Annotated in this window: 27 protein-coding genes and 1 pseudogene; 12 read left to right on the top strand and 16 right to left on the bottom strand. The window is 67.7% G+C overall.

Features of this window, described 5'->3' with window-relative positions:
- Positions 1 to 7: 7 nt before the first annotated feature.
- The 3 genes from C5E41_RS16730 to C5E41_RS16720 all read left to right on the top strand — a co-directional run bounded on the left by C5E41_RS16730 (position 8) and on the right by C5E41_RS16720 (position 2,136).
- Positions 8 to 715, top strand: a complete 708-nt coding sequence (locus tag C5E41_RS16730; RefSeq protein WP_104376753.1) for a class II aldolase/adducin family protein — start codon at positions 8 to 10, stop codon at positions 713 to 715.
- Between the two features lie 33 nt (positions 716 to 748).
- Positions 749 to 1,696 (top strand): ABC transporter substrate-binding protein, encoded by a 948-nt coding sequence (locus tag C5E41_RS16725; protein ID WP_104376752.1) that lies wholly within the window; start codon positions 749 to 751, stop codon positions 1,694 to 1,696.
- 125 nt (positions 1,697 to 1,821) lie between these two features.
- The gene (locus C5E41_RS16720) at positions 1,822 to 2,136 is read left to right on the top strand and encodes a cold shock domain-containing protein (protein WP_258081022.1); all 315 of its coding nucleotides are present in this window, start codon (positions 1,822 to 1,824) and stop codon (positions 2,134 to 2,136) included.
- A 182-nt stretch (positions 2,137 to 2,318) separates the two neighbouring features.
- Here C5E41_RS16720 and C5E41_RS33915 read toward each other — a convergent pair whose 3' ends face one another.
- The 3 genes from C5E41_RS33915 to C5E41_RS16705 all read right to left on the bottom strand — a co-directional run bounded on the left by C5E41_RS33915 (position 2,319) and on the right by C5E41_RS16705 (position 4,414).
- Positions 2,319 to 2,480: a hypothetical protein gene (locus tag C5E41_RS33915; protein WP_181063279.1), complete on the bottom strand. Its 162-nt coding sequence runs from the start codon at positions 2,478 to 2,480 to the stop codon at positions 2,319 to 2,321.
- 295 nt (positions 2,481 to 2,775) lie between these two features.
- Positions 2,776 to 3,975: a lipid-transfer protein gene (locus C5E41_RS16710; protein ID WP_104376750.1), complete on the bottom strand. Its 1,200-nt coding sequence runs from the start codon at positions 3,973 to 3,975 to the stop codon at positions 2,776 to 2,778.
- Complete coding sequence (locus tag C5E41_RS16705; RefSeq protein WP_439956438.1) at positions 3,968 to 4,414, bottom strand: Zn-ribbon domain-containing OB-fold protein; 447 nt, start codon at positions 4,412 to 4,414, stop codon at positions 3,968 to 3,970. The genes C5E41_RS16710 and C5E41_RS16705 overlap by 8 nt, the downstream gene beginning before the upstream one ends.
- Positions 4,415 to 4,475: 61 nt before the next feature.
- Here C5E41_RS16705 and C5E41_RS16700 point away from each other — a divergent pair, with 61 nt between their 5' ends.
- Both C5E41_RS16700 and C5E41_RS16695 read left to right on the top strand, forming a co-directional pair.
- A complete protein-coding gene (locus tag C5E41_RS16700; RefSeq protein WP_258081021.1) occupies positions 4,476 to 4,922 on the top strand; it encodes a zinc-binding dehydrogenase in 447 nt (148 codons plus the stop codon).
- Between the two features lie 97 nt (positions 4,923 to 5,019).
- The gene (locus tag C5E41_RS16695) at positions 5,020 to 5,358 is read left to right on the top strand and encodes a histone-like nucleoid-structuring protein Lsr2 (RefSeq protein ID WP_036505585.1); all 339 of its coding nucleotides are present in this window, start codon (positions 5,020 to 5,022) and stop codon (positions 5,356 to 5,358) included.
- 16 nt (positions 5,359 to 5,374) lie between these two features.
- Here C5E41_RS16695 and C5E41_RS16690 read toward each other — a convergent pair whose 3' ends face one another.
- Positions 5,375 to 5,833, bottom strand: a complete 459-nt coding sequence (locus C5E41_RS16690) for a hypothetical protein (RefSeq protein WP_181063278.1) — start codon at positions 5,831 to 5,833, stop codon at positions 5,375 to 5,377.
- 511 nt (positions 5,834 to 6,344) lie between these two features.
- Between C5E41_RS16690 and C5E41_RS16685 the strand changes: the two genes are divergently transcribed.
- Positions 6,345 to 7,889 carry a WS/DGAT/MGAT family O-acyltransferase gene (locus C5E41_RS16685; RefSeq protein ID WP_104376748.1) on the top strand — a complete coding sequence of 515 codons (1,545 nt, stop codon included), beginning with the start codon at positions 6,345 to 6,347 and terminating at the stop codon, positions 7,887 to 7,889.
- A 314-nt stretch (positions 7,890 to 8,203) separates the two neighbouring features.
- Here C5E41_RS16685 and C5E41_RS16680 read toward each other — a convergent pair whose 3' ends face one another.
- A complete protein-coding gene (locus tag C5E41_RS16680) occupies positions 8,204 to 8,695 on the bottom strand; it encodes a beta-class carbonic anhydrase (protein ID WP_104376826.1) in 492 nt (163 codons plus the stop codon).
- Between the two features lie 206 nt (positions 8,696 to 8,901).
- Positions 8,902 to 10,848 (bottom strand): glycoside hydrolase family 15 protein, encoded by a 1,947-nt coding sequence (locus C5E41_RS16675; protein ID WP_104376747.1) that lies wholly within the window; start codon positions 10,846 to 10,848, stop codon positions 8,902 to 8,904.
- A gap of 200 nt (positions 10,849 to 11,048) precedes the next feature.
- On the opposite strand from C5E41_RS16675, the gene C5E41_RS16670 reads away from it, so the two are divergent.
- The gene (locus C5E41_RS16670) at positions 11,049 to 11,537 is read left to right on the top strand and encodes a hypothetical protein (RefSeq protein WP_104376825.1); all 489 of its coding nucleotides are present in this window, start codon (positions 11,049 to 11,051) and stop codon (positions 11,535 to 11,537) included.
- A 33-nt stretch (positions 11,538 to 11,570) separates the two neighbouring features.
- On the opposite strand, the gene C5E41_RS16665 is transcribed toward C5E41_RS16670, so the two are convergent.
- A complete protein-coding gene (locus C5E41_RS16665) occupies positions 11,571 to 12,050 on the bottom strand; it encodes a hypothetical protein (RefSeq protein WP_181063277.1) in 480 nt (159 codons plus the stop codon).
- A 71-nt stretch (positions 12,051 to 12,121) separates the two neighbouring features.
- Positions 12,122 to 12,277: a DUF6131 family protein gene (locus tag C5E41_RS33910; RefSeq protein ID WP_181063276.1), complete on the bottom strand. Its 156-nt coding sequence runs from the start codon at positions 12,275 to 12,277 to the stop codon at positions 12,122 to 12,124.
- Between the two features lie 308 nt (positions 12,278 to 12,585).
- Between C5E41_RS33910 and C5E41_RS36200 the strand changes: the two are divergent.
- Positions 12,586 to 12,798: pseudogene (locus C5E41_RS36200) on the top strand (hypothetical protein); the annotation flags it as partial.
- On the opposite strand, the gene C5E41_RS16660 reads toward C5E41_RS36200, so the two are convergent.
- Together C5E41_RS16660 and ilvD are read right to left on the bottom strand one after the other, a co-directional pair.
- A complete protein-coding gene (locus C5E41_RS16660) occupies positions 12,786 to 13,403 on the bottom strand; it encodes a PIG-L family deacetylase (RefSeq protein WP_104376746.1) in 618 nt (205 codons plus the stop codon). The pseudogene C5E41_RS36200 and the gene C5E41_RS16660 overlap by 13 nt on opposite strands.
- Before the next feature lie 17 nt (positions 13,404 to 13,420).
- Positions 13,421 to 15,112, bottom strand: coding sequence for a dihydroxy-acid dehydratase (gene ilvD, locus C5E41_RS16655; RefSeq protein WP_104376745.1), 1,692 nt, complete (start codon positions 15,110 to 15,112; stop codon positions 13,421 to 13,423).
- 254 nt (positions 15,113 to 15,366) lie between these two features.
- On the opposite strand from ilvD, the gene C5E41_RS16650 reads away from it, so the two are divergent.
- Both C5E41_RS16650 and C5E41_RS16645 read left to right on the top strand, forming a co-directional pair.
- Entirely contained in the window at positions 15,367 to 16,476 is a 1,110-nt protein-coding gene (locus C5E41_RS16650; RefSeq protein ID WP_104376744.1) for a ferredoxin reductase, read from the top strand.
- Positions 16,477 to 16,484: 8 nt separating this feature from the next.
- Positions 16,485 to 17,726, top strand: a complete 1,242-nt coding sequence (locus C5E41_RS16645; protein WP_104376743.1) for a fatty acid desaturase family protein — start codon at positions 16,485 to 16,487, stop codon at positions 17,724 to 17,726.
- Between the two features lie 71 nt (positions 17,727 to 17,797).
- Here the strand turns inward: C5E41_RS16645 and C5E41_RS16640 are convergent, their stop codons facing one another.
- The 5 genes from C5E41_RS16640 to C5E41_RS16620 all read right to left on the bottom strand — a co-directional run bounded on the left by C5E41_RS16640 (position 17,798) and on the right by C5E41_RS16620 (position 21,229).
- On the bottom strand, positions 17,798 to 18,373 hold the full coding sequence (locus C5E41_RS16640; protein WP_104376742.1) for a dihydrofolate reductase family protein: 576 nt from the start codon (positions 18,371 to 18,373) through the stop codon (positions 17,798 to 17,800).
- Positions 18,374 to 18,424: 51 nt separating this feature from the next.
- Positions 18,425 to 19,159 (bottom strand): SDR family NAD(P)-dependent oxidoreductase, encoded by a 735-nt coding sequence (locus C5E41_RS16635; RefSeq protein ID WP_104376741.1) that lies wholly within the window; start codon positions 19,157 to 19,159, stop codon positions 18,425 to 18,427.
- A complete protein-coding gene (locus C5E41_RS16630) occupies positions 19,156 to 19,893 on the bottom strand; it encodes an SDR family NAD(P)-dependent oxidoreductase (protein ID WP_104376740.1) in 738 nt (245 codons plus the stop codon). Before C5E41_RS16630 ends, C5E41_RS16635 begins: the two co-directional genes overlap by 4 nt.
- 62 nt (positions 19,894 to 19,955) lie before the next feature.
- Complete coding sequence (locus C5E41_RS16625) at positions 19,956 to 20,213, bottom strand: hypothetical protein (RefSeq protein ID WP_104376739.1); 258 nt, start codon at positions 20,211 to 20,213, stop codon at positions 19,956 to 19,958.
- Positions 20,213 to 21,229, bottom strand: a complete 1,017-nt coding sequence (locus C5E41_RS16620; protein ID WP_104376738.1) for an RNA polymerase subunit sigma-70 — start codon at positions 21,227 to 21,229, stop codon at positions 20,213 to 20,215. The genes C5E41_RS16625 and C5E41_RS16620 overlap by 1 nt, the downstream gene beginning before the upstream one ends.
- A gap of 249 nt (positions 21,230 to 21,478) precedes the next feature.
- Between C5E41_RS16620 and C5E41_RS16615 the strand changes: the two genes are divergently transcribed.
- Positions 21,479 to 22,090 carry a hypothetical protein gene (locus tag C5E41_RS16615; RefSeq protein WP_104376737.1) on the top strand — a complete coding sequence of 204 codons (612 nt, stop codon included), beginning with the start codon at positions 21,479 to 21,481 and terminating at the stop codon, positions 22,088 to 22,090.
- A gap of 23 nt (positions 22,091 to 22,113) precedes the next feature.
- Here the strand turns inward: C5E41_RS16615 and C5E41_RS16610 are convergent, their stop codons facing one another.
- Positions 22,114 to 22,467 (bottom strand): MerR family transcriptional regulator, encoded by a 354-nt coding sequence (locus C5E41_RS16610; RefSeq protein ID WP_104376736.1) that lies wholly within the window; start codon positions 22,465 to 22,467, stop codon positions 22,114 to 22,116.
- 132 nt (positions 22,468 to 22,599) lie between these two features.
- On the opposite strand from C5E41_RS16610, the gene C5E41_RS16605 reads away from it, so the two are divergent.
- Positions 22,600 to 23,037: an Hsp20/alpha crystallin family protein gene (locus tag C5E41_RS16605; RefSeq protein ID WP_308706070.1), complete on the top strand. Its 438-nt coding sequence runs from the start codon at positions 22,600 to 22,602 to the stop codon at positions 23,035 to 23,037.
- The last annotated feature ends 10 nt before the right edge of the window (positions 23,038 to 23,047 follow it).

Raw genomic sequence — 23,047 nt, 5'->3', positions numbered from 1 at the left:
GAGAATCGTGACCACCACCGAAATCCGGCTCGACGACACCGTCACCGAATTCGTCGCCACCGCCACCCGCGACGCCGAGAAGGCGTTCCGGGTCTTCCGCGAGACCGGCACCGTCGCCGGCAACGGCACCGTCAACTTCGTCGAACGCGTCCCCGGCACGGAGATCGCGGTGGCGCTCAACGAGCCCGGCCCCTGGGCCGACGACCGCACCGTGCGACCGGTGGTCGCGACCTTCGACGGAGAGGTGCTGTCCGGCACCGGTTCCGCCGGATTCGTCACCGGCTACGCCGCGGTCTTCCGCGCGCACCCGGAGATCACCTCCGTGGTGCACGTGCACAGCCCGTGGCTGGGCGGCTGGGCGCAGACCCACCGCACCTTTCCGATCCGCTATGCCGCCGTACAGCGGCTGACCCTGTCGCGGGAGATCCCGCCACATATCGATCGCAGCATCGGCGCGGGCGCCTTCATCCTCGACCAGCTGACCCGAGATCCCGACCTCGTCGCCATCTTCGAGGCCAACGGTGGTGCGAACGTCGTCGGCCGTGCCGGACTGCTGGACCTGGCGAAGCTGGTCGTGTTGCTCGAGGAAGGTGCGCAATACCAGGCGATCGCCGAAACCCTGGGCGGCTCTGTCGAATTCGACAAGTCCAATCTCGCGGTGCAGTGGGGGCGCACCGGGCTGGCCGACGAGGCCCGGCGCCGCGGGCTGCTCTGACCCCTACTTCCGCACTTCTTCGAGGAGACTCCCATGAGTGTTCGTGTCGGCTACTTCCCGCACAACAATTCCCTGTTCGTCCTCCGCCACCGCGGCATCCTGGAACGCGCGCTCCCCGACGTGGAGTGGGTGGACCTGCGCGCCCTGCCGCAGCCGGCCCGCGCCGACGTGAAAACCGCGCTGCCGTCGCTGCATTCGGACTACCTGTTCAGCTCGGACGGCTACGACTTCATCGGCACCGGCTTCACTCCGCCGATCACCGCGCTCGCCAACGACCGCGACATCGTCTACGTCGGCATCTCCGGCCCGCGCATCGAGAACGGCCGGCTGGTCACCAAGGCCGGCAACGGCATCGAATCGGTGGCCGATCTGAAAGGTAAGCGAGTCGGCATCGCACACGGCTCCTGGCAGACCACGCTGCTGCTGTTCGCCTTGGAGCGGTCGGGCCTGGGCTGGAGCGATATCGAACCGGTGGACACCGACGTGCACGACGGCGGCAACCTGCTGCTCGACGGCAGCCTCGATGCCTGGGTCGGCGCCTATCCCGGCCTCACCGCCGTGGAGGCGGCCACCCCGCTGCACACCCTCGTCGATACCGAGTCCGTCTTCAGCCACCCCTCGCTGTGGTTCACTCGCCGCGACTTCGCCGAGGCCAACCGGCCGGCCCTGGAAGCGATCATCACCGCCCTGCGGGAGTCCGACGCCTGGATCGCCGAAAACCCCCGCGCCGCGGCCCAATACTTCGTCGACGACATCGTCGCCCGCGGCGGCGCCGCCGACCTCGACGCCTGGGAGGCCGCCCTGCGCGGCCGCCCGTTCGGCCTGGACCCGGTCACCGAGCAGTTCCTCGACGAACAGCAGCACGCTGCCGACCTGCTCCACGCAAACGGTCTGCTGGCCAAAAAGATTCGGGTCCGCGACGCGGTCGATCCGGCGATCGCGGAGTTCCTCACCGCGCATGAACCTGCACCGGCCGGCTGAGGGAACCGCCTGAACGGGCCGGCGTTATTGTTTGGCTCCGGAAGCGGCGGGTATCGCGGGTGGCGGCACCGGAAAACCGGTCGCCGCCCACTCGTTGCCCACCCGCGACCGGAATGAGTTTGCGCATGACCGTGACCTGGACGCCCGCCGTTGTTCCCGCCGAGCACCGGACCCATCCGGATCCGCACCTCATGCCGGCCGACGAGAAACTGCCGGGCTGGCAACGGGGGCAGGTGGCGTGGTTCAACGCCGAGAAGGGGTTCGGCTACCTCACCGGCGCCTCCGGTGACGCGGTATTCGTCGACTACCGCACGATCGACATGCCCGGATACAAAACTCTCAGCCCCGGGCAAGGGGTGATCTTCACCGTGACCCACACCAGCGGCGGGCCCGAGGCCACGCAGGTCCTCCCCTACCCGTGCGCCCGCGACGAATCCTGACCGCAGGTGCCGCGAATACCTCGGCCGTGACGGGGTACGGGCCAGATGTCGGCTGCCGCCGACCCGACCCGACCGTCACGACGAAAGCAGAGATGTGAAAGCCGAACGCCTGGTCGAGGAATCGTTCGAGCTGGTCGCCCGCGTCCGGCGTGCCCGCGTCTTCCATCCGGGCGGTCTGTGGTTCAGGCGGCGGGGCGGGGCGGGTCGGCCGACAGGCCCATGATGTCGTTCCACCACGAATCGAGGGGGCTGGGGTCCGGCCAGCTCACCGCGCCCGGTTGTTCGGCCGGCGTCGGTGTCACGGCTTCATCATCGACGAATACGGAATCTCTGTTACTCGGCATGCGGCTCACTCCTCGTTCCCCCAAGATCACTGCTGACTACCGAAAACCCCGATCGCGGCCTGCCAAACCACTTTTTCGTCACACGAGGCCAGACCGTGGGGTTGCCGACACAGGCCAGTGAACTCTTCTCCGCCCGGCAAGGAGCAGAATTGCCGAACTTCACCTTCCGCCGTGTACTCACCGCCGCCGCGATCTCGGGCGCCGGACTCCGGTGCCGCTGCCACGCCGGCGACCACGATCCTGCCGGATACGCGAAAACCCGGGTGCGACCCGGGTTTCGTGAGTGAAGCGGAGTTCAGCGGGTGGCGATGATCGCCGAACCGTGGCCGAACAAGCCTTGGTTCACGGCGATACCGGCGCGGGCGTTCTCCACCTGACGACCGTCGGCCCGGCCGCGCAACTGCCAGGTGAGTTCGCAGATCTGAGCGATCGCCTGCGCCGGGATGGCCTCACCGAAGCAGGCCAGGCCACCGCTGGGGTTGACCGGCACGCGACCGCCCAACGTGGTGGCGCCGCTGCGCAACAGCTCCTCGGCACCGCCGATCTCGCACAGCCCGATGTCTTCGTACCAGTCCAGTTCCAGCGCGGTGGACAGGTCGTAGACCTCCGCGAAGGACAGGTCGGCGGGGCCGAGTCCGGCCTCCTCGTAGGCGGCGTCCGCGATCGCGGACCGGAACGAGCGCGAGGGCGCATCGAAGGCCACCGCCGAATCCGTGGCGAAATCCGGCAGATCGAGCACGGTTTTCGGGAAGGTCGGTGTGACCGTCGAGAGCGCCCGGATGCGGACCGGGTCGGCGATGCCGTGGCGGCGGGCGTAGTCCATCGACGTCAGCACCAGCGCGGCGCCGCCGTCGCTGGTCGCGCAGATGTCGAGCAGCCGCAACGGATCCGAGACGATCGCCGACGCCGCGACCTCTTCGGCCGCCACCTCCTTGCGGTAGCGGGCATACGGATTGCTCAGGCCGTGCTTGGCGTTCTTGACCTTGACGGCGGCGAAATCGTCGAGCGTGGCCCCGTGCAACGCCATCCGCCGACGCGCGTACAGCGCGAAGTAGATGGGGTTGGTGGCGCCGAGCAGATGGAAGCGCAACCAGTCCGGATCGTCGCGGCGTTCACCGCCGAACGGCTGGAAGAAACCCTTCGGCGCGGCATCGGCACCGACCACGAGCGCCACATGGGTCAACCCGGCCAGAATCTGGGCCCGCGCGTTGGCGATGGCCTGGGCGCCGGAGGCACAGGCGGCGTAGCTGCTCGAGATGCGGGCGCCGGACCAGCCGAGCGCCTGGGCGAACGTCGCACCCGACACGAATCCCGGGTAGCCGTTGCGGATCGTGTCCGCGCCGGCGATGTAGCCGACGTCGCGGTGGTCGACACCGGCGTCGGCCAGCGCCGCCCGCGCGGCTACCAGGCCGTATTCGACGAAATTGCGTCCCCATTTGCCCCACTGGTGCATTCCGGCACCGAGGACGGCGATATCGCGATCGTTGTCAGGCATCGACCGGCCTCCACATCCACACCGTGTGTTCCGCTTCCTCGTCCTCGTACAGCACGCCCAGAGCCAGTTCGACCGGCATGCCGACGGCCAGGTCGTCCACGGTGAGGCCACGCACGACCTGCCCGAGAATCACCATCTGCTCTCGCTCGAGCTCCACCGCCGCGACGACGTAGGGCTCGAACGGATCCGGCGAGACATAGGGCGCGGGCGGTTTGTAGCGGGCGTCCGCGTACGACCAGATCCGGCCTCGCGTGGAGAACAGGTACTCGACCAGCTCGGATCCGTCCTTGGGACTCGCACACTGCGGATTGCGGCAGGCCAGCGTGTTCCGCGGGAAGTACGGTGTGCCGCACACGTCGCAGCGACTTCCCTGGAGACGTACCGTGCCGTCGTCCGCAGTGAACCAACCTTCCACGGCGGGGCGTTGTTCTTTCTGCACAGCGCCGACGATATAGGAACACGTTCTACTTTGGCGAGGAAATCCGCTCCGCCGGCCGCGGGTGGCCGACGACCATCAGGTCGCACGCTCGGCGCGGCTGCTCGGCGCCGATCGCGTGATCGTGATCGACCGCTATCGAGAACGATTGGCGCTGGCGCGCAAGCATTTCGACGCCGAAACCATCGACTCCACCGCGGTGGACAGCGTGCAGAACACCATCGCCGAGATGACCGGCGGCCGCGGACCGGACGCGTGCATCGACGCGGTCGGCATGGGGGACACGGCACCGGCCTGCAGAACGCCTACGACCGCGCCAAACAACTTCTGCGTCTCAGCGCAACAGCACGGCCAGCGCTACGTGCGACGCATCTTCGACTGTATCCAGCAGGGCGACCTCGACCCGTCCTACCTGATCACCCACGACCTGCCCCTCGAGGACGCCGTGCGCGGATACGACATGTTCAAGAACAAACGAGACGGCTGCGTTCGCGCGATCTTCCGTCCGTGACCCGGCCCGCTGTCCTCACCCTGCTCAACGACGCTCTCGCGAACTCGATTAGCATTTTCGCCGCGTCACATACGAGCTGAGTGGAGGGTGGGTTTTCATGGCCAAGAAGGTCATCGTCGAGTTGGTGGACGACTACGACGGCAAGTCCGATGCCGACCAGACGGTGCACTTCGGCATCGATGGAGTCGAATACGAAATCGATCTGTCGACCAAGAACGCCGAGAAGCTGCGCAAGATCTTCGAGCAGTGGACCGGGTCCGCGCGCAAGGTCGGCCGAAACCGCAAGGGCGCCGTCAAATCCGGTGCCGCCCGCACGACACCGGACCGGGAACAGACGGCTGCCATCCGGGAGTGGGCCCGCAACAACGGCTATGAGATCTCCAGCCGTGGCCGCATTCACAAGGACATCGTCGAGGCGTACAACAAAGCCGGCTAGACCACGGTCCGCCCGGTCATGAACCCGCCAACGTCACGGCGCGCGCCATGAGCGCGTCCGCGACGGGACGGGGGCGACGGCCCAGACCGCATGCGCAGGCGACGCCGTCGACGCGGCGGCCGAGCGCATTCTCGATGGTGTGCAGCGTCTTTCGCTGCTCGTCCTCGGTGGGTACGTCGTGGACGACGCCCGCGTAGAAGCGGGCGCCCGCGGGCAAGGACAGATCGGCGAGGGGTGCGTAGAACCGGCCCCGCGCCGTCGGCGGTCTGTCGCCCGCGGCGAACGGGACATCGACGTATTCCAGGATGCGTCCGGCAGGCCAGCGCCGCGCAACGGAATTGACCACGTCGACCAAGGGCCGTGCGGTGCGCAGCGGCATACCCTTGTTGTGCAGGCTGCCCAGGCGCAGGTGCACGCCGATGCGGGTGCCCGGCGGGGCCGCGGCGCGATGCCCCGGGCCGAGCCCAGTAGGCATCGCACCATGCGATGCGCGGGCTGGGTCAGCGCCATCGCCACCAGCTCGGCGGTGGCCTCCAGTTGGATGACGACATCGTCGCCTCCTATCCGTGCGATGGTGGCGATCTCGCGTGCCGCGGCTTCGGTGAACGGCGCGCGCCCGGATCGAATGCCCTTGGGCCCCAACGCGACGAACGCCAGGGCTCCGCGAACGCATTACCACATCGTACAAGTCTCGGGGCCCATGTTCTGCCGAAGGTGGAACCGGCCCGGCGCCGGGCCGCGCGGACCGGCTCGCATCGGGTGTTTGCACACAATTTACGGGCCCGAATTCTCCGCGAAGCCCGGCCGGCCACGAGCGGCCCTAAACTGGCAGCCACGTTTCGGATATCGAGACGACTCGTCGTTCGACCAGTGCCGCGCGAACACCGTCTGGGCGCCTCGCGGAGGCGCCACCCAGCTGTCCAGGCTCGATTCGGTGCACCTGCGCTGCCGGTGAACCTGCCCGGACCGTCTTTCGGGAGGTAACGATGACCGGCTCGTACAGCACTGTCTCGCACGCACGGGGGACCACCGTCCACCTGCGAACTCCCGGCGAGTCGTTGACCAGCGGTGCGCGACGCGCGGCCGCGCCGGCGTCCACGACGATCCCCGCCGCGGCGGAAATCGGACCGCCGCGGCAGTTGAGCGCCCTGGATCTGCATCTGCTGGACAGCGAAACCGCTGCGGCGCCTATGCATATCGGCGCCGTCATGTTGCTCGATTCGGTCCGCGGGCCGCGCGGCCCGCTGGACGCCGGCACACTGCGGCGGCTGTTCGCCGCCCGGCTGCACCTGGTGGCGCCGCTGCGCCGCCGGGTACGGACCGTGCCGCTGGGCCTCGACGAGCCGTACTGGGAAGATTGCGCCGCCGTCGATCTCGGTTTCCACGTGCGGCACGTGCGATTGCCCGACGGTGCGACCGACGCGGACCTCGCCGACTATGTCGCCCGCCGCCACGCCCAGCCGCTCGACCGATCCCGTCCGCTGTGGGAATGCCATCTCGTCTCCGGACTCTCGGGCGGCCGTCAGGCGGTCTACACGAAGGTGCACCACGCGGTGATCGACGGCGTGTCGGCGGCGGAGATCATGGGGGCGATCCTCGATATCTCCGAAACACCCACGGCCACACCGCTACCCGAGACAGGTATGCGCCGCGATCGCACTCCGTCGATCGTCGAGATGCTGGCCTGCAGCGCTCCCAAGGCGGTGACCCGCCAGTCGGCCCGCACGCGCGCGGCCCTCGACGCGGTCCCGACACTGCTGCGCACCCGGGACGCATTCCGCGCCAAGCACGACGATGTTCCGTTCAACCAGCCGCTGACCACGACTCGCAGTGTCGCTTACACCTCATTGCCCCTCGCGGCGGTCAAGGCGATCAAGAAATCGATCGACGGCACCGTCAACGATGTCGTGATGGCTTTGTGTACCTCGGCGTTGCGCAACTGGATGCTCGACCGCGAACTCCCCATCGACCGGCCCCTGCTGGCCGCGATCCCGGTCTCGGTGCGCACTCCCGAGCAGTTCGGCAGCGCGGGAAATCAGTTCTCGCTCATGCTGTCTCAACTGCCGATCGGGGAGAACGATCCCCGTGCCCGGCTGAAACTGCTGCACAACAATCTGCTCGTGGCCAAGGATCGGTTCGGCAAACAGCCAACGACTCTGCTGCACGAACTGACCACATTGCTCACGCCGGTCCTGCACGGGCTGCCGACGCGTGCGCTGCTGCGCGCCGCGGCCCCCACCCTCCCCCTGGTCAACCTGATCGTCTCGAACGTCCCCGGACCACAGCTTCCGCTGTATCTCGACGGCATCCGCGTACTGGCCAGCTATCCGGTCTCGGTGCTCACCGTGTTGTCCGGCGGCCTGAACATCACCGTGATGTCCTACGACGGCCACCTCGATTTCGGCATCGTCGCCTGCCCGGAGGCCGTTCCCGACGTCTGGGACATCACCACCCACCTCGCGGAGGCGCTGGCCGAGTTGCAACGAAGCTGTGACGCGGCGCGCGATTTTGGCAGCATGACTCGCCTATAGCGAGAACGTCGTATACACGCGAGGGGTCCGACGGTCGACGATCCGCACACCACCGTTCCAGCCTCGCGCGGCTGCCACCGCGACGATTGAACGATTCGGCTCGGTCGCGGAGCCGATCGCCACGCGGACGTTGCGGCTCAACGCGGACGGCGGCAGGCCGAAGGTGGCACGGCAGATTCGGGACAGGGCGCGCTGTCGGCGAATCCGGAGAAGTCACTCGCCATGCGTCGAACCATCGGACGGGAAGCTGGGACCGGCCTATCCTGACATCCGCCGACGGCACTCCGCAGCAGCTACCCCGCACCGCCTCGGAGTCAGGCGACGACCTCCTGGAGTTTGCCGGTGGCGACGTCGAAGACGAAGCCGCGCAGCGAGCTCGTCTTCGTCACGAACGGGCTGGCCTCGATACGCCGAATCGACTGGCGCACATCCACATCCAGATCGTCGAAAGCCTCCGCCGCCCACTCGGGCTTGATGCCCACCTCGTCCTGGATTCCGCGTTTGAACTCGTCGTCGGTAAAGGTCAGCATGCCGCAGTCGGTGTGATGGATCAGGATGATCTCCGTGGTGCCCAGCAGCCGCTGACTGATTGCCAGTGAACGGATCTCGTCGTCGGTCACCACCCCGCCCGCATTGCGGATGACGTGCGCCTCACCCTCCTCGAGGCCGAGAATGCGGTAGACGTCCAGCCGCGCATCCATGCACGCCACCACGGCGACGTGCTTGCTCGGCGGCAGCGGAAGCGGTCCGCTGAACTGTGCTGCGTATTCGGCGTTGTTGGCCAGAAGCTCGTCGGTCACGGTCACGATCGCGCCCTTCGTCGGGTAGCTGCGGACATTCACCTGTTGGTACGGATCGTGACTCCCGTCCGCCGCGAACACCAGGTATTCGCTCAGCGTGAAGTCAACGGTTGCCGATCGGGTGTTGCGAACGCCGCGCCGCGTCGACCGTGTGACCCCGGGCGACCGGCCACGACAGCTCCGCACCCGGCCCCGGCCCGGTATCGGGGCGCTCAGATGTGGATGTATCCGCCGGTGAGCATGCCGTCGTCGAGGCGCGGGGCGATGGATTCTCCCCCGAGCGCGGTGCGCAATTCGATCTGCTCGTCCCGGACGACGTGCATGACGGCATTGATCAACGCCAGGTGCGTGAAAGCCTGGGGATAGTTGCCCCAGTGCCGTCCGGTCACGGGGTCGATCTCCTCGCCGTAGAGGCCCAGCGGGCTGGCATAGCCGAGCAGCTTCTCACACAACTGTTTGGCACGGTGCTTCTCGCCGATTTCCGACAGGGCCGACACCAGCCAGAACGAGCAGATCGTGAAAGTGCCTTCGGCCCCGGTGAATCCGTCGTCGGTTTCGTCGGTGCGGTAGCGCAGGACGAGTCCGTCGCTGGTGAGTTCGTCGGCAATGGCGAGCACCGTTTTACGGACGCGTTCGTCGTCGGGAGGAAGGAACCGGACCAGCGGGATGAGCAGGGTCGAGGCGTCCAGTGCCGTGCTGCCGTAGTACTGGGTGAACACACCTCGCGAGTCGACGGCATCGGCGCAGACGTCGGCGCGGATCTCGTCGGCCGAGCGCTGCCAGCGGGCGGCACGTTCGAAATCCTGATGGATGCGGGCCAGGCGCGCGCCGCGATCCGCGGCGACCCAGCACATGACCTTGCTGGAGGTGAAGTGCTGCGGCTTCCCGCGCACCTCCCAGATGCCGTGGTCGGGTTCGCGCCACACCGCGAGCGCGCTCTTGACCGCCCAGCGCAGCAGCGGCCAGGTGCGCGCGTCGATCTGGTCCTGATGGCGGGCGTAGAGGTAGACCGCATCCAGCGCCGCACCCCAGACATCGTGCTGGCGTTGCCGATACGCGTCGTTGCCGACCCGCACGGGGGCGGCGTTCTCGTACCCCCGCAGGTGGTCCAGGGTGTGTTCACGCAGGTCGGTCTCGCCGCCGATGCCGTAGACGATCTGCATGTCCTCGGCGTTTTCGGCCAGATTGATGATGTGGGAGAAGTAGTCGTTGGCCTCCCAGTTGAAGCCCAGGGTGTACAGACCCCACAGCGCGAAGGCCGAGTCCCGGATCCAGGTGTAGCGGTAGTCCCAATTGCGTTCTCCGCCCGGTGTTTCCGGCAGCGATGTGGTCGGTGCTGCGACGATGGCGCCGGTCGGGGCGAAGGTCAGGCCCTTGAGAGTCAGGGCGCTGCGCGTGAGCTGGGCGCTCCAGGGGTGATCCGGGAACCGGCCGCCGGCCAGCCAGTGCCGCCAGTGATGCACGGTCCCGTTCAGCCGTTCGCGAGCCTCTTCGACGGTTTCGGGAGCCGCCCGGCTTCCCCACGACAGCGCACAGTAGCGGGTGTCGCCACTCTTGAGCAGGGTGCGGGCCACCGCGCGTGAGCCCTCGATCCCGAGGCGCAGATCGGTGGTCAGCCGCAACCGTGGATCGACACCTACGGCGTCGGCCTGGGCCAGGTGGTAGCTGTCGAGGTATTCCCACGTGGCCCGGGCGCGCCCGTATTCGTAGGCGGGCTGGCAGTCGAGCACGAACTGGATCTGTCCCGTCTCGCAGTGCACGATGCGCAGCAGGATGTGTTCGGCGTCGTAGTCGGTGGGTGCGCGGCGGTGCGCACTGCGGCCGGGTTGCTGGTGCCGCCACGGGCCCACCAGCAGAACGTCGCGCACGGTTGCCCATCCTTCGCCACTGCGCCAGCTCGTCTCCATGACCATCGTCCCGGGGATGTATCGGCGATCGGCCGGAGTCGCGATGTCGTCGGGAGCGAAGCGAAACGACCCGGCGGAGCGATCGAGGATCGCGCCGAAGACACTCGGAGAATCCATCCGGGGCAAGCACATCCATTCGATGGCGCCGCTGGGCGCGATGAGGGCCGTGACCTCGGAATCGGAGATGAACGCGTAGTCGTCGACGCGCGGGAAGGCGGTGACCCGGGGCGTGTGTTCCGGATGGTCGTTCATGCGGTGCTCCCATTCGCCACCTGCTCGGCCCGCTCGGGCACTGCTTCGATCGTAAGTCCGCCGGTGCCCGGTTGCTATGGGCTTTCTTCCGGCGCGGAGCAGGCGATGCGGACATTCAGTCGGTTGTCTGGGAATTTGCCGAATACTGCATGGGGACGGTGCCGCCGGGCGACGATGAGAGGGTGACCGACGAAGACGGCATGAGCGCCCTGGCCACCGCGCAGCATCGAAGCCGGGAGGTGCGGCGGGCGTGGCTGGAGACGTTGGGCCCCGGGGAGCGGTCGGCAGTGTGGGCATGGGCGGCGTTCACGGCGACCTTCGGGACCACGCGGGCCCTCACGCACTGGATCCGCGCCGGGCACGGGCCCAGCGGCGGCGGATTGAGCCTGGGCGGCAAGCATTTTCACCACTACAACATCGGAATCGCGACGCTCGCGGCGGTGGGATTGGTGGCGTTGCGCGGTACCGAGCGCGCCCGCCGGCATCCGGTGGTGGCCACCTCCTACGGCGCCGGCTCAGCCCTGATCGTCGACGAACTGGCGCTGCTGCTGGATCTCGAGGACGTCTATTGGGCACGGGAAGGGCGGACCAGCGTCGATGCGGCGGTGCTGGTGATCGGTCTCGGCGGTCTGGCCACCGCCGGCTTCGAGTTCTGGCCGCGCGCGCACCGCGCGCTGTGGGGGCGGTGACACGCCGGCACAGCGCGGTGACGACGGCAGGTGTCAGCGCTCTTCGGCGGTGTCGTTTCGCCGGACGTCGCCTCTCGGAACGTCGCCTCTCGGAACGTCGCTGCCCGGAGCATCGGATCCGGGTGTCCGGCCGGGCTCGGTTTCCTTCCCCTGCTCGCGGGTTCGCGCGTCCGGATCGACCTTGTCGGCACGCTGGAACTCCCGGGTGAGTTCGTCGCGCGAGGTCGCGGCCTCGTTGTGGTGTGCCGCCGCCTGTTCCTTCAGACCGGCCGCCTGCGCCGCCTTGATATCGGCCTCGGCGGACGCTGCCCGGGCTTTGGCCGCGGTTTCGTCGGCGAGCGCTTGGCGTCGGCCGACCTCATGGGACCGCTCGGTCGCCTTCGCCCGAATCTCCGCGGCTTCCGTGCGGCGGTGTTTCTTACGTTGCACCATGGCCACCCGCGCCAGCGCGGCGATGACCAGGATCGCCACAACCACGACAACAACGATCACGACGATCGTGGTGGTACTCATCTCGACTCCTCGAATTCGCTCGGGGTTCCGGCCTACGGCCGGCACCGGTACCGGCGTCAGAAGTAATGGCGTCAGAAGTAATGGCGTCGCCCGCCGACGGCACGACCCATCGACCCCAGGGCCAGCAGCACCAGACCGATGACGAGAACCACGATTCCGATGATCCAGATGATGTGGATCTTCAGCAGAAAACCGACGACGAGGAGAATGATTCCGAGAATGATCATGGTCGATACCTGATTCGGCGAATGAAGCGACGGGCCTGTACCGGGCACTTCGACGGTCTGCAAAGCTACCCACCGGCTACACGCTGTAAAAGTTACTCAACCACCGCGAACTCACCCTGTCAACGGTGTTCGACTCCTGCCCGCAACCCGGTTCTCCGCCCGCGGCGGCCGGTGGTCCCGATGCGGACGCCCGGCGCAGCGCGGGTCCCGGTCATCGGGAACCGTACCGCCGGGAGCGCCGGTCAGCGGGACCACACGTGCTCGAGAACCGCGCGCGTTCCTAGCGTCGAAGGCGGAGAAACAGATCGATTCATCGGCTGCGCGGGCAAGGCCTGGGCGTGCAGGCGTTCGAGGCGGGCGACGGCCTGGGCGGCGTGTGGTATTGGAACCGCTACCCGGGCGCGCGCTGCGACGTCGACAGCGTCGAGGTCTCCGACGAGGAGCGCCGCGACGCCTACGAAAAGCGTTGGCAGCTGGGCGGTGTGCTGTTCAGCAAGACGTTCCCGGATCAGATGGTGACCGCCGTGGTCAGCATCGATTCCGGCTTCCCGAATTCGGCGACCTCCCGGATATCGGGCGCCTCGATCCCCAGCGCTCCGGCCTGCTCGGCCATCTCCGTCATCCCGCGCACGGCCTCGTCGCGGTTCATGGTGCTCTGAAACACCCGTGGGGTGCCGGCCAGTTCGGCGGCACGCATCCCGACGCGGTGGACCTGGATATGGTCGGGATGACCGTATCCGCCGTTGTCGTCATAGACGGTGAGCACCTCGGCGTCCTCCTCGGCGAGGATCGCCGCCAGCCGCCGCGCGGCGTCCTCGACGGGAGCGGTCCAGAACGAACCGGCCGCGTCGTTGGTGGACCTCCCCATCATCCCCGAGTCGAGGTAGCCGAGGAACTCTACCCGGGCGATACCGAGAATCTCTGCGGCGGCGTGGGTTTCGCGCACCCGTCGCTGCCGCAACTGTTCGCCGTCGTCGAGGAAACCCTCCGGCACCTCCCCGTGCTCGCCGCGTGTCGCGACCACGAGAACCACTCGGTGCCCCTGCTCGTACGCCTTGCGCATCACCCCGCCACAGGTGATCGCCTCGTCGTCGGGATGGGCGTGGAAACTGACCAACGTTGCCATGGCGCACGGCCCGCGGCTCAGCCGGTCACGGCGCCGTGGGCGGCGGAGCTGACCAGCTTGCGATACTTGGCCAGCACTCCCGAGGTGTACTTCGGCGGAAGCGGTTCCCAGCCGGCCCTGCGCGCGGCGAGTTCGGCCTCGTCGATCTCGACATCGAGAATGCGGTTGGCGACGTCGAGGACGATCGGGTCACCGTCGGCGACGAAGGCGATCGGCCCGCCGTCCACGGCCTCGGGCGCGATGTGACCGACGCACAAACCGGTGGTGCCGCCGGAGAACCGGCCGTCGGTGAGCAGCAGAACATCCTTGCCCAGGCCGGCTCCTTTGATCGCTCCGGTGATGGCGAGCATCTCGCGCATACCCGGCCCGCCCTTGGGGCCCTCGTAGCGAATGACGACCACGTCGCCCGCGCCGATCGTGCCGTCCTCGAGCGCGTCCATCGCGGCGCGCTCGCCATCGAAGACCCGTGCGGTGCCGCGGAAGACGTCGGAATCGAATCCGGCGCTCTTGACCACCGCGCCCTCGGGTGCGAGGGTGCCGTGCAGGATGGTCAGCCCGCCCGTCTTGTGGATGGGCCGATCGAGCGGGCGGATCACGTCACCGTCGAGCCCCGGCTCGATGTGCGCCAGATTCTCGGCCATCGTCGCACCGGTCACGGTCAGCGCATCGCCGTGCAGCAGCCCCGCGTCGAGCAGGGCCTTCATCACGACCGGGATGCCGCCGACCCGGTCGACGTCGTTCATGACGTAGCGACCGAACGGCTTGAGGTCACCCAGATGTGGCACCTTGTCACCGACCCGGTTGAAGTCGGCGAGGGTCAGCTCGACCCCGGCCTCCCGGGCGATGGCCAGCAGATGCAGGACGGCGTTGGTGGAACCACCGAGCGCCATGACGACGGTGATGGCGTTCTCGAACGCCTCGCGGGTCAGGATGTCGCGCGCGGTGATGCCGTTGCGGAGCAATCCGACCACAGCCTCACCGGACTTGCGGGCGTACTCGTCGCGGCGCCGGTCGGGCGCGGGCGGCGCGGCCGAGCCGGGCAGGCTCATGCCCAGCGCTTCGGCGGCCGAGGCCATGGTGTTGGCGGTGTACATACCGCCGCAGGCGCCTTCGCCCGGACAGATCGCACGCTCGATCCGGTCGACGTCCGCGCGGCTGATCAATCCCTTCATACAGGCACCGACCGCCTCGAAGGCATCGATGATCGTGACGTCCCGCCCGTCGACGTTGCCCGGCAGCGTGGAACCGGCGTAGAGGAACACACTCGCCAGATCCAGGCGCGCGGCGGCCATCAGCATGCCCGGCAGACTCTTGTCGCATCCGGCGAGCAGGACCGAGCCGTCGAGACGTTCGGCCATCATGACGGTCTCGACGGAATCGGCGATGATCTCGCGACTGACCAGGGAGAAGTGCATGCCCTCGTGGCCCATCGAAATCCCGTCCGAGACCGAGATCGTGCCGAATTCCAGCGGGTAGCCACCGCCCGCGTGCACCCCCTCCTTGACCGCCTTCGCCAGGCGATCGAGCGACAGATTGCACGGCGTGATCTCGTTCCAGCTGGAGGCGACGCCGATCTGCGGTTTGGCCCAGTCGTCGTCGCCCATACCGACGGCACGGAGCATGCCGCGGGCGGCGGTCTTCTCCAGCCCGTCGGTGACGTCGCGTGAGCGAGGCTTGAGGTCGTGCGACCCGTCGCGATCGTGTGCCATGCGGCAAGCCTACGACCGGCGCGAACCGTGGACCGATCGGTCAGCCTCCGCGCGCGGCGGCGCGAGACCGTTCGGCGCACAGGCGTCCACTCAACAAGCGCGCGAATGTGACGACGGTGCGGCACGCCCGGCGAGCGTCGGACGATTCGGGGGACCCTCGAGAATCCTGTGTACTCGCGCGCGACGGTGGTATACCAGCGCACGTAGGCACAGGCGTTTCGAGTGTACGGATGTACACGGAAGTGAGGGCTTCCATGGATCTACTGAAATGGAGTAAACGGCCTGCCGCCGATGTCAGCGCCAAGAAGCCGCGAGTCAACATCGTGCGCGGGCTGGTGGCGCGGGCCACCACGCCACTGCTTCCCGACGACTACCTCCGCCTGGTCAATCCGCTCTGGACCGCGCGCGAGCTCCGCGGCAAGGTCGTCGACGTCGTCAAGGAGACCGCCGATTCGGCCACCGTCACCATCCGGCCCGGCTGGGGCTTTCCGACCACGTACACGCCGGGACAGTACGTCGGTATCGGACTGCAGATCGGTGGCCGCTGGCATTGGCGCTCGTATTCGCTGACCTCGATCGGCGGGGACGACAAGACCATCTCGATCACGGTGAAGGCGAATCCCGACGGGTTCCTGTCGACGCATCTGGTCGACGGTGTCGCGCCGGGCACCGTTATCCGGCTGGCGGCGCCGAGGGGCGATTTTCATCTCCCGGAGCCGGTGCCGGACAACCTGCTGTTCGTCACCGCGGGCAGCGGGATCACGCCGGTGATCGCGATGCTGCGCGCCCTCGAGGCCCATGAGCAGTCGCCCGACATCCGCCACATCCATTCGGCGCCCACCCGCGACGACGTCATCTTCCTGGACGAGATGCAGAGCCGGGCCGACGGCTCCCCCGGCTACGACCTGACTCTCCAACTCACCCGGGAAATGGGCAATTTCGACGCGGCACGCCTCGACGAATGGGTGCCCGATTGGCGCGAACGCCACTGCTGGGCGTGTGGCCCATCGGCGTTGCTGGACGAGATGGAATCGCACTACGAGGCCGGCGGACTGCGCCACCGTCTGCATACCGAGCGGTTCACCATCGCCCGCACCGACCACGGCGGTGAGGGCGGCACGGTCTACTTCGCCGCGTCCGGGAAGAAGGCGGAGATCGACGGCGCCACAACACTTCTCGAAGCAGGCGAAGAGCTGGGCATCGGGATGCCCTTCGGATGCCGGATGGGCATCTGCCAGACGTGTGTCGTTCCGCTGGCGGGGGGATATGTGCGCGATCTGCGCACCGGCGCGGAACGGCGCGAAGGAGAACGAATCCAGACATGCATCAGCAGTGTGTCCGGAGAATGCACCCTCGATCTGTAGGAGCCCTTATGGCCATCACCGATATCGACGCCTACGCCCATCTGACCCCCGAGGACATCGAGGCGCTCGGCGCCGAACTGGATACCATCCGCCGCGATATCGAGGAGTCCCGCGGCGAACGGGACGCCCGCTACATCCATCGCACCATCGCCCTGCAGCGCGCCGTGGCGGCCGGTGGACGGGTGGCGCTGATGTTCAGCAACCGCAAGGTCGCATGGCTCGCGGGCACGGCGATGCTCGCGCTGGCCAAAATCATCGAGAACATGGAGCTCGGCCACAATGTGATGCACGGGCAATGGGATTGGATGAACGATCCGGAGATCCACTCCTCCTCGTGGGAGTGGGACACGACCTGCCCCAGCGTGCAGTGGAAGCATTCGCACAATTTCGTCCATCACAAGTACACGAACGTCGTCGGCAAGGACGACGATGTCGGCTATGGAATTCTGCGGGTGACCCGGGACCAGCGGTGGGAGTGGTGGAACATCGGAAATCCGGTGTACAACCTGACATTGGGGACCTTGTTCGAATGGGGCGTCGCGCTGCACCACCTCGAGGTGGAGAAGATTCGCCGCAAGGACAAGACCTGGCGGCAGGCGTTCCGGGATCTGCGCATCATCGGCACGAAGGTCGGCAAACAGGCGGCCAAGGATTATCTGATCTATCCGGCATTGTCGGGACGCAACTGGAAGACGACGCTGACCGCCGACGCCACCGCCAATCTCATCCGCAACTACTGGGCCTACATGGTCATCTTCTGCGGTCACTTCCCCGACGGCGCGGAGAAATTCACCACCGAGGAACTCGCGGAGGAGGATCAGCCGCGCTGGTATCTGCGACAGATGCTGGGGTCGGCCAACTTTCGCGCCGGGTCGCTCATGCGCTTCATGAGCGGTAACCTCAGCCACCAGATCGAGCACCATCTCTTCCCCGACCTGCCCAGCAATCGGTACGAGGAGATCGGCGTCCGCGTGCGGGAACTGTGCGACAAATACGACCTGCCATACACGACCGGTTCGCTCGGACGCCAGTATCTGCAGTCGTTCCGGACGATCGCCAAACTGGCGTTGCCCAACGCGCTGCTCACCGCGACCTCCGACGATGCCCCCGAAACCGCCTCCGAGCTGCGGTTCGCGATCCGCGACGGAATGCGTGAGCATTTCGGCATCGACCCCGAGACCGGCAAGCGCCGGGGGTTGCGGACGGCGCTGCGCGAACTGAGGCGAGCGCCGGTGCGAGCGGCATCCTGAACGCGGGGGCGGACGACGACTGCCATCGAACGCCGGGCCGCCGCCGGTAGCGGTCCGGCGTTCGATGCCGGTCAGCCGATGCGGTAGACGTAACTCAACCGGCCGTCGGGCAGTTGCTCGAACTTCCGGAGCTCCAGTGGATGACGCACACGCGCGGCCTCGAACAGGGCCGGGCCCTTTCCCACGATGAGCGGGTAGACGATCAGTCGTATCTCGTCCACCAGGCCCGCGTCGAGCGCGGCGGCGGTGAGGGCGGCGCCACCCATGAGGTAGATGTCGTGTCCGGGTTGCGTTTTCAGTGCCGCCACGTCGTCGAGGCCGCGGAGAAATCGCGTATTCGGCCACGTGGCCGCACTCCGTGACGCCGAGACGACGTAATGCGGTGTGCGACGGGCGAATTCGGCCCATTCGAGCTCGCCTGGGGTCGGCGCCGAGCCGGTCTCGGGCAGGGGCTTGTCCGGGTCGTCGCCGATCGCCGTCCAATACGGTTCGTATCCGTCGTACATCCGCCCGCCGAGCACACAGGCGTCGATCTGCGGCGTCAGGCCGTAATCATCGGACCAGCCGTGCACCCAGTCCGCATATCCCTGCGCCCCTTCGTATTTCCCGTCCACCGAAATCTTCATCGCCGCGATGAGCTTGCGCATGCCGGTTCTCTTCTTTCGTTCGGTCGAGGTATGGAACGTCCGCGCGCACGGTCATGACAGTGCCGTCAGCCCCTCGGCGGTGAGCCGATAGGACGCCGCGGGTTCATCGGCGGAGGCGAGTTCAAGCAGGGCCGCCCCGGCGATCTCGGGAGTGAGCGGCTCACCCAGCCGATCGATGTACTCCTGCACGCTCTGGCCGGCGCGGGCCGCGTAGGCGCGCACCGCGGGCAGGCCGAGGCTCGTAGCCGGAGTGATCTGCGGCAGGACCGCCGTGAAAGTGATGTCCGAGCCGGCGCGCCGGGCCTCGTCCTGGGCGTATCCGGTGATGAACCGCTGCGTCGCCTTGGCACCGGCGTACCCGCCGCTGAGCGGCGAACCGTTGACGGCGGCGCCGCTGCTGACGACGATCACGCGACCGCCGGGCGGCAGCGGAGTCAGCAGGGCTTCACGCAACCAGTGAAAGGCTATGCGCACGTCGGTATTCCAGTTCGCCGAGAACGTCTCCCAGGTGTGGTGGTGCAGCGGCCGCATGAGCGGGGCGGCACCCGCCACGATGACGAGCGTGTCCGGACGGTGGCGGTCGAGCAGTGCCGCCGGCACGGTCGGATCGGCCGCGTCGGCGACCTCGATGTCGATGCCCGGGGTCTCGGTGGCCAGTTCCCGCAGTGCGGACTCCGTGCGCGCCACGGCCACGACCTCCGCACCGGCGCGCGCGAACGCGGTGGCGATGCCCTGGCCCAGGCCGCGGCTGCCACCGACGACCATCGTGCGGCGGGAGGCAGTCATGACGCCACCGCCACTGCCTGTACGGAAGCAGCGTTCGCTCGCTCCAGGCTCTTGACGACTCCGTCGTCCCACCCGGTCGCGATCGCCGCGGACATCGGGTCGGGGAAGATCTCGTCCCGGCCGTCGGCGAGACCGGACAGGATGGCGCGGGCCACCGCCGCGGGCTCGGCTTTGGGAATGTCCCATCCGCGGATCATGTCGGTATCCACCGGGCCGGGCAGTACGGCGTGCACGCCGACACCGTGCGCGGCCGAAAGGAACCGCAGCGACTGCGTCATCGAGAAGGCGGCGGCCTTGGAGATGGCGTATGCCGGGGTGACCGGCACGGTCGCCAGCGCGGCCAGCGAGAGCACATTCACCACAGCCCCTCGGGATTCGCGCAATCGCGGGAGGAAGGCCTGGGTGACCCGATACGTACCGAACAGGTTGACCGCCAGATGGGCCTCGATGGCGGCCGCGTCGGTCAGGTCGTCCGGCGTGGAGACGCCGGCGTTGTTCACCAGGACGTCGAGCGAGCCGACCGCCTCGGCGGCCGCGCGGATCTGTTCGGGATCGGTGATGTCGAGCCGCACCGGAGTGACCCGCGGATCCGGATGCTCGACCGGCCGGCGGGCGGCGGCGTGCACCCGGTCCGCACCGCGGTGCAGCGCCTCGTCGACGAGTGCGCGACCGAGACCGCGCCCGGCGCCGGTGACGAGGACCGCCTTGCCGGCCAGAGTGGTTGAGACGGACATGATGTGCTCCTACTCGGTGTGTTCGATGTGTCCACCTGTGTGACGCACGCCGGCCCGATCCGTCATCGGTGGCGTCGGCGCGTCACCGCGGACAGCACGAGCGGCTCGGGGCCGGGATTGAGCAGCCGTCGCACCGGCACGGCGGCGGGGGCGAGGACCGCCCCGGCGGCGAATCGGGCCCGCCGGCCGCTGTGGCATTCCAGCTCCAGTTCGCCGCTGGTCACCATGACAAGGGCGTCGGCCCAGTCGGCGGCGAGGTAATCGAGGGCGTCCCCCGGCTGCAGGACCACGCTCCAGCGCCGCACGCGCCGAGAGTTCATCAGCCCTGAGACGGCAGGGCGGACGGCAACGCGAACGCGGCGAACAGCTCCGGCTGGTGGAACAGGGCGATCTCGGCCAGCGAATCGCCGTTGACCGTCAGCACCCCGATGGCGAAGGCATCGAATGCGTCCGCGCCCGGTTCGCGCCAGTACAGTCCGAACGCCGGTTGCCGGTTGGCTCCCGTCGGCAGGAGCCGCCAGCCGCTGCCCATCTCACCGAAGACGTGGTCGGCGAGAAATGCGCCGATGTCGCGGCGACCGGCGAACCAGACCGTGCCCGGCGGCATGATCAGCGTGGCGTCCTCGCGCAGCAGGGCGACGAGTGCGGCCGGATCGGCGCTCTCCCATGCGGTGATCAGCTTCGCCAACGCCCGGCGTTCGGATGCGGTCGAGGCGGGACGCCACCGATCTCGTTGTGCGGGAAGATGTTCCGACAGGGTGGCGTGGGCCCGTTGCAGCGCGCTGTTGACCGCCGCCCGGCTGACTCCCAGTGCGGCGGCGGTGTCGGCAACCGACCAGTCCAGCGTGTCCCGCAGGATCAGAACGGCGCGCTGTCGCGCGGGCAGTCGCTGGATCGCGGCCAGGAACGCCAGCTCGACTGTCTCCCGGGCGGTGACGACCGCCTCCGGTCCCTCCCCTGGGGCGGCGCCCATGTCCAGCAACCGATCGGGATAGGGCTGCAGCCACGGCACGTCCACCGAGGCCAGCTCGTAACGATGCGGGTCCGCGGGGCCGGCCAGATCGACCGGCCACGCCCGTGTCTTGCGCCGCCGCAGCGCGTCCAGGCAGGTATGGGTCGCGATGCCGTACAACCAGGCACGCAGCGGAGCGCGCCCCGCATAGGAGTCCAGCCGCGACCATGCCCGCAACAGGGTCTCCTGCACGGCGTCCTCGGCGTCTTCGACCGAGCCGAGCATGCGGTAACAGTGCACCTGCAACTCGTGCCGCAACGGCTCGACCAGATGCGCGAACGCGACCTGGTCACCCTCGCGCGCCGCCTCCACTTTCTGATCCATACCTGTATGACGCATCCGGGTCCGATCGGTCATCGGTGTGCCGAACTCCAGACACTACTCGGACACGTGACCAGGTCGGGATACGATCAGCGGGATATGGTCGGCAGCCCATTGTGTCCGATACCTCACGACGCGAGTCGCGACTTGCGGTTTAGCCGTGGCCGATACCGGTCATTCTGCACACGACGTCCTCGGCTCTATACGCAGGGTCGGTTCGCTGTGTGTCGGTACGAAGAGGTCACGCCATCCATGGCTCCCATCCCCACTGGCCGCAACGACAACGATCCAATCGCCCACGTCGCGGTGCGGAACGCGTTGTCGCAGGCCTTCGAATTGGTCGACGCGATGCTCCGGTCCGAGCGCGCGGACCCGAAATGCCCGAGCGCCGACGTGGTATCCAGTACGCCATGCCGAGCGGACGGCAGTCGCGGCCTCACCCCGCTACCCCGTGGCGCCGGCCTGCTCCAGCGCGTCGAGCGGGCGGTGCAGCATTGTATCGGTCACACCCAGTTGCGCAGCATCGTCGCTCTGACCGGATCGGCGGAGCAGGTGCCGGACACGCTGGCCGACCATGTCGAAGCCGTGGTCGCCGATACCGTCGCCGCCGTCGTCGCACACGCGGGCGTCGCGGCGGTCGTCGTCACCGTCACCGTGGCCGACATACTCACCGTCACCATCGACACCCTGGACACCACCGGCACCACGACGTCCAACGCACTTCCGGCGGCCACAGTGGCGACGGTGCACGGCCGGGCCCGCGCCATCGGCGGCTGCTGCCGCGTCTTCCCCAGTGGCAGGGTCTCCTGGACGGCACCGCTGCCGCCGCCCGGCAAGGACCCCACCTATCCGATCATGTTCTGACGCGGTGCGATTCGCGCGGCGGGTCAGGGCGGTGGCTGCTGCCGCGTGATCGTGTCACGCAGATGGTCGCGTTCGACGGTCAGGGCGGTGTTGTGGGCGCGCAGGGCGCTGTTGTCGTCCTCGAGGTCGAGAATCCGCGCGATGGCCGACAGGTGGATGCCCTGGCGGGTGAGGGCGGTGATGCGCTGGAGCCGGGCGAGGTCGTCCCCGCTGTACCGCCTGGTCCCGCCGGCGCTGCGAGCAGGGGTGATCAGGCTGTGTTGCTCGTACAGGCGCAGGGTGTGGATTTCGATACCGGCCAGCTCGGCAGCCACCGATATCGGATACACCGCCTGGCCCGAACCCGGCAGATGTCCATCGCGCCGATCTGAATCCATCCTGCTCCCTTCTAGTGCGGCAACCAGTTTATCTCTCGCCACTCCTTGCACTCTCCTGACTAGAGTGCTAAATAAATCTCTCTCAGATAAGAGAGGTTATCTTAGGTTCCTTCGAGTGATATAAGGAGTGAACTGGAGGTGGCGACCATGCTGATGCGCACCGATCCGTTTCGTGATCTGGACCGTTGGATGCAGCAGGTGTTCGGCACGCAGGCTCGACCGGTAGTGATGCCGATGGACGCCTGGCGCGAGGGCGACGAGTTCGTGGTGGAGTTCGATCTACCCGGCATCGACCCCGATTCGCTGGATTTGGATATCGAACGCAATGTGGTCACCGTGCGGGCATCGCGCCCGGACGTGGACGCGGGCAGGTCGATGATCGCGGCCGAACGCGTTCGCGGGGTGTTCCGCCGTCAGGTGATGCTGGGCGACAGCCTCGACACCGATCACATTCGCGCCGACTACCGCGACGGTGTACTCCGGTTGCGAATCCCGGTGGCGGACAAGGCCAAACCACGCAAGATCAGCGTGGACCGGGTCGACAGCGACCGGCAGACGATTACGGCCTGACTCGGTCGGC

The organism is Nocardia nova (assembly GCF_002933465.1).
In the GTDB taxonomy this organism is placed as follows: Bacteria; Actinomycetota; Actinomycetes; order Mycobacteriales; family Mycobacteriaceae; genus Nocardia; species Nocardia nova_B.
The sequence above is the reverse complement of the archived record's forward strand: the minus strand, read 5'-3'. Positions and strand labels throughout refer to the sequence as shown.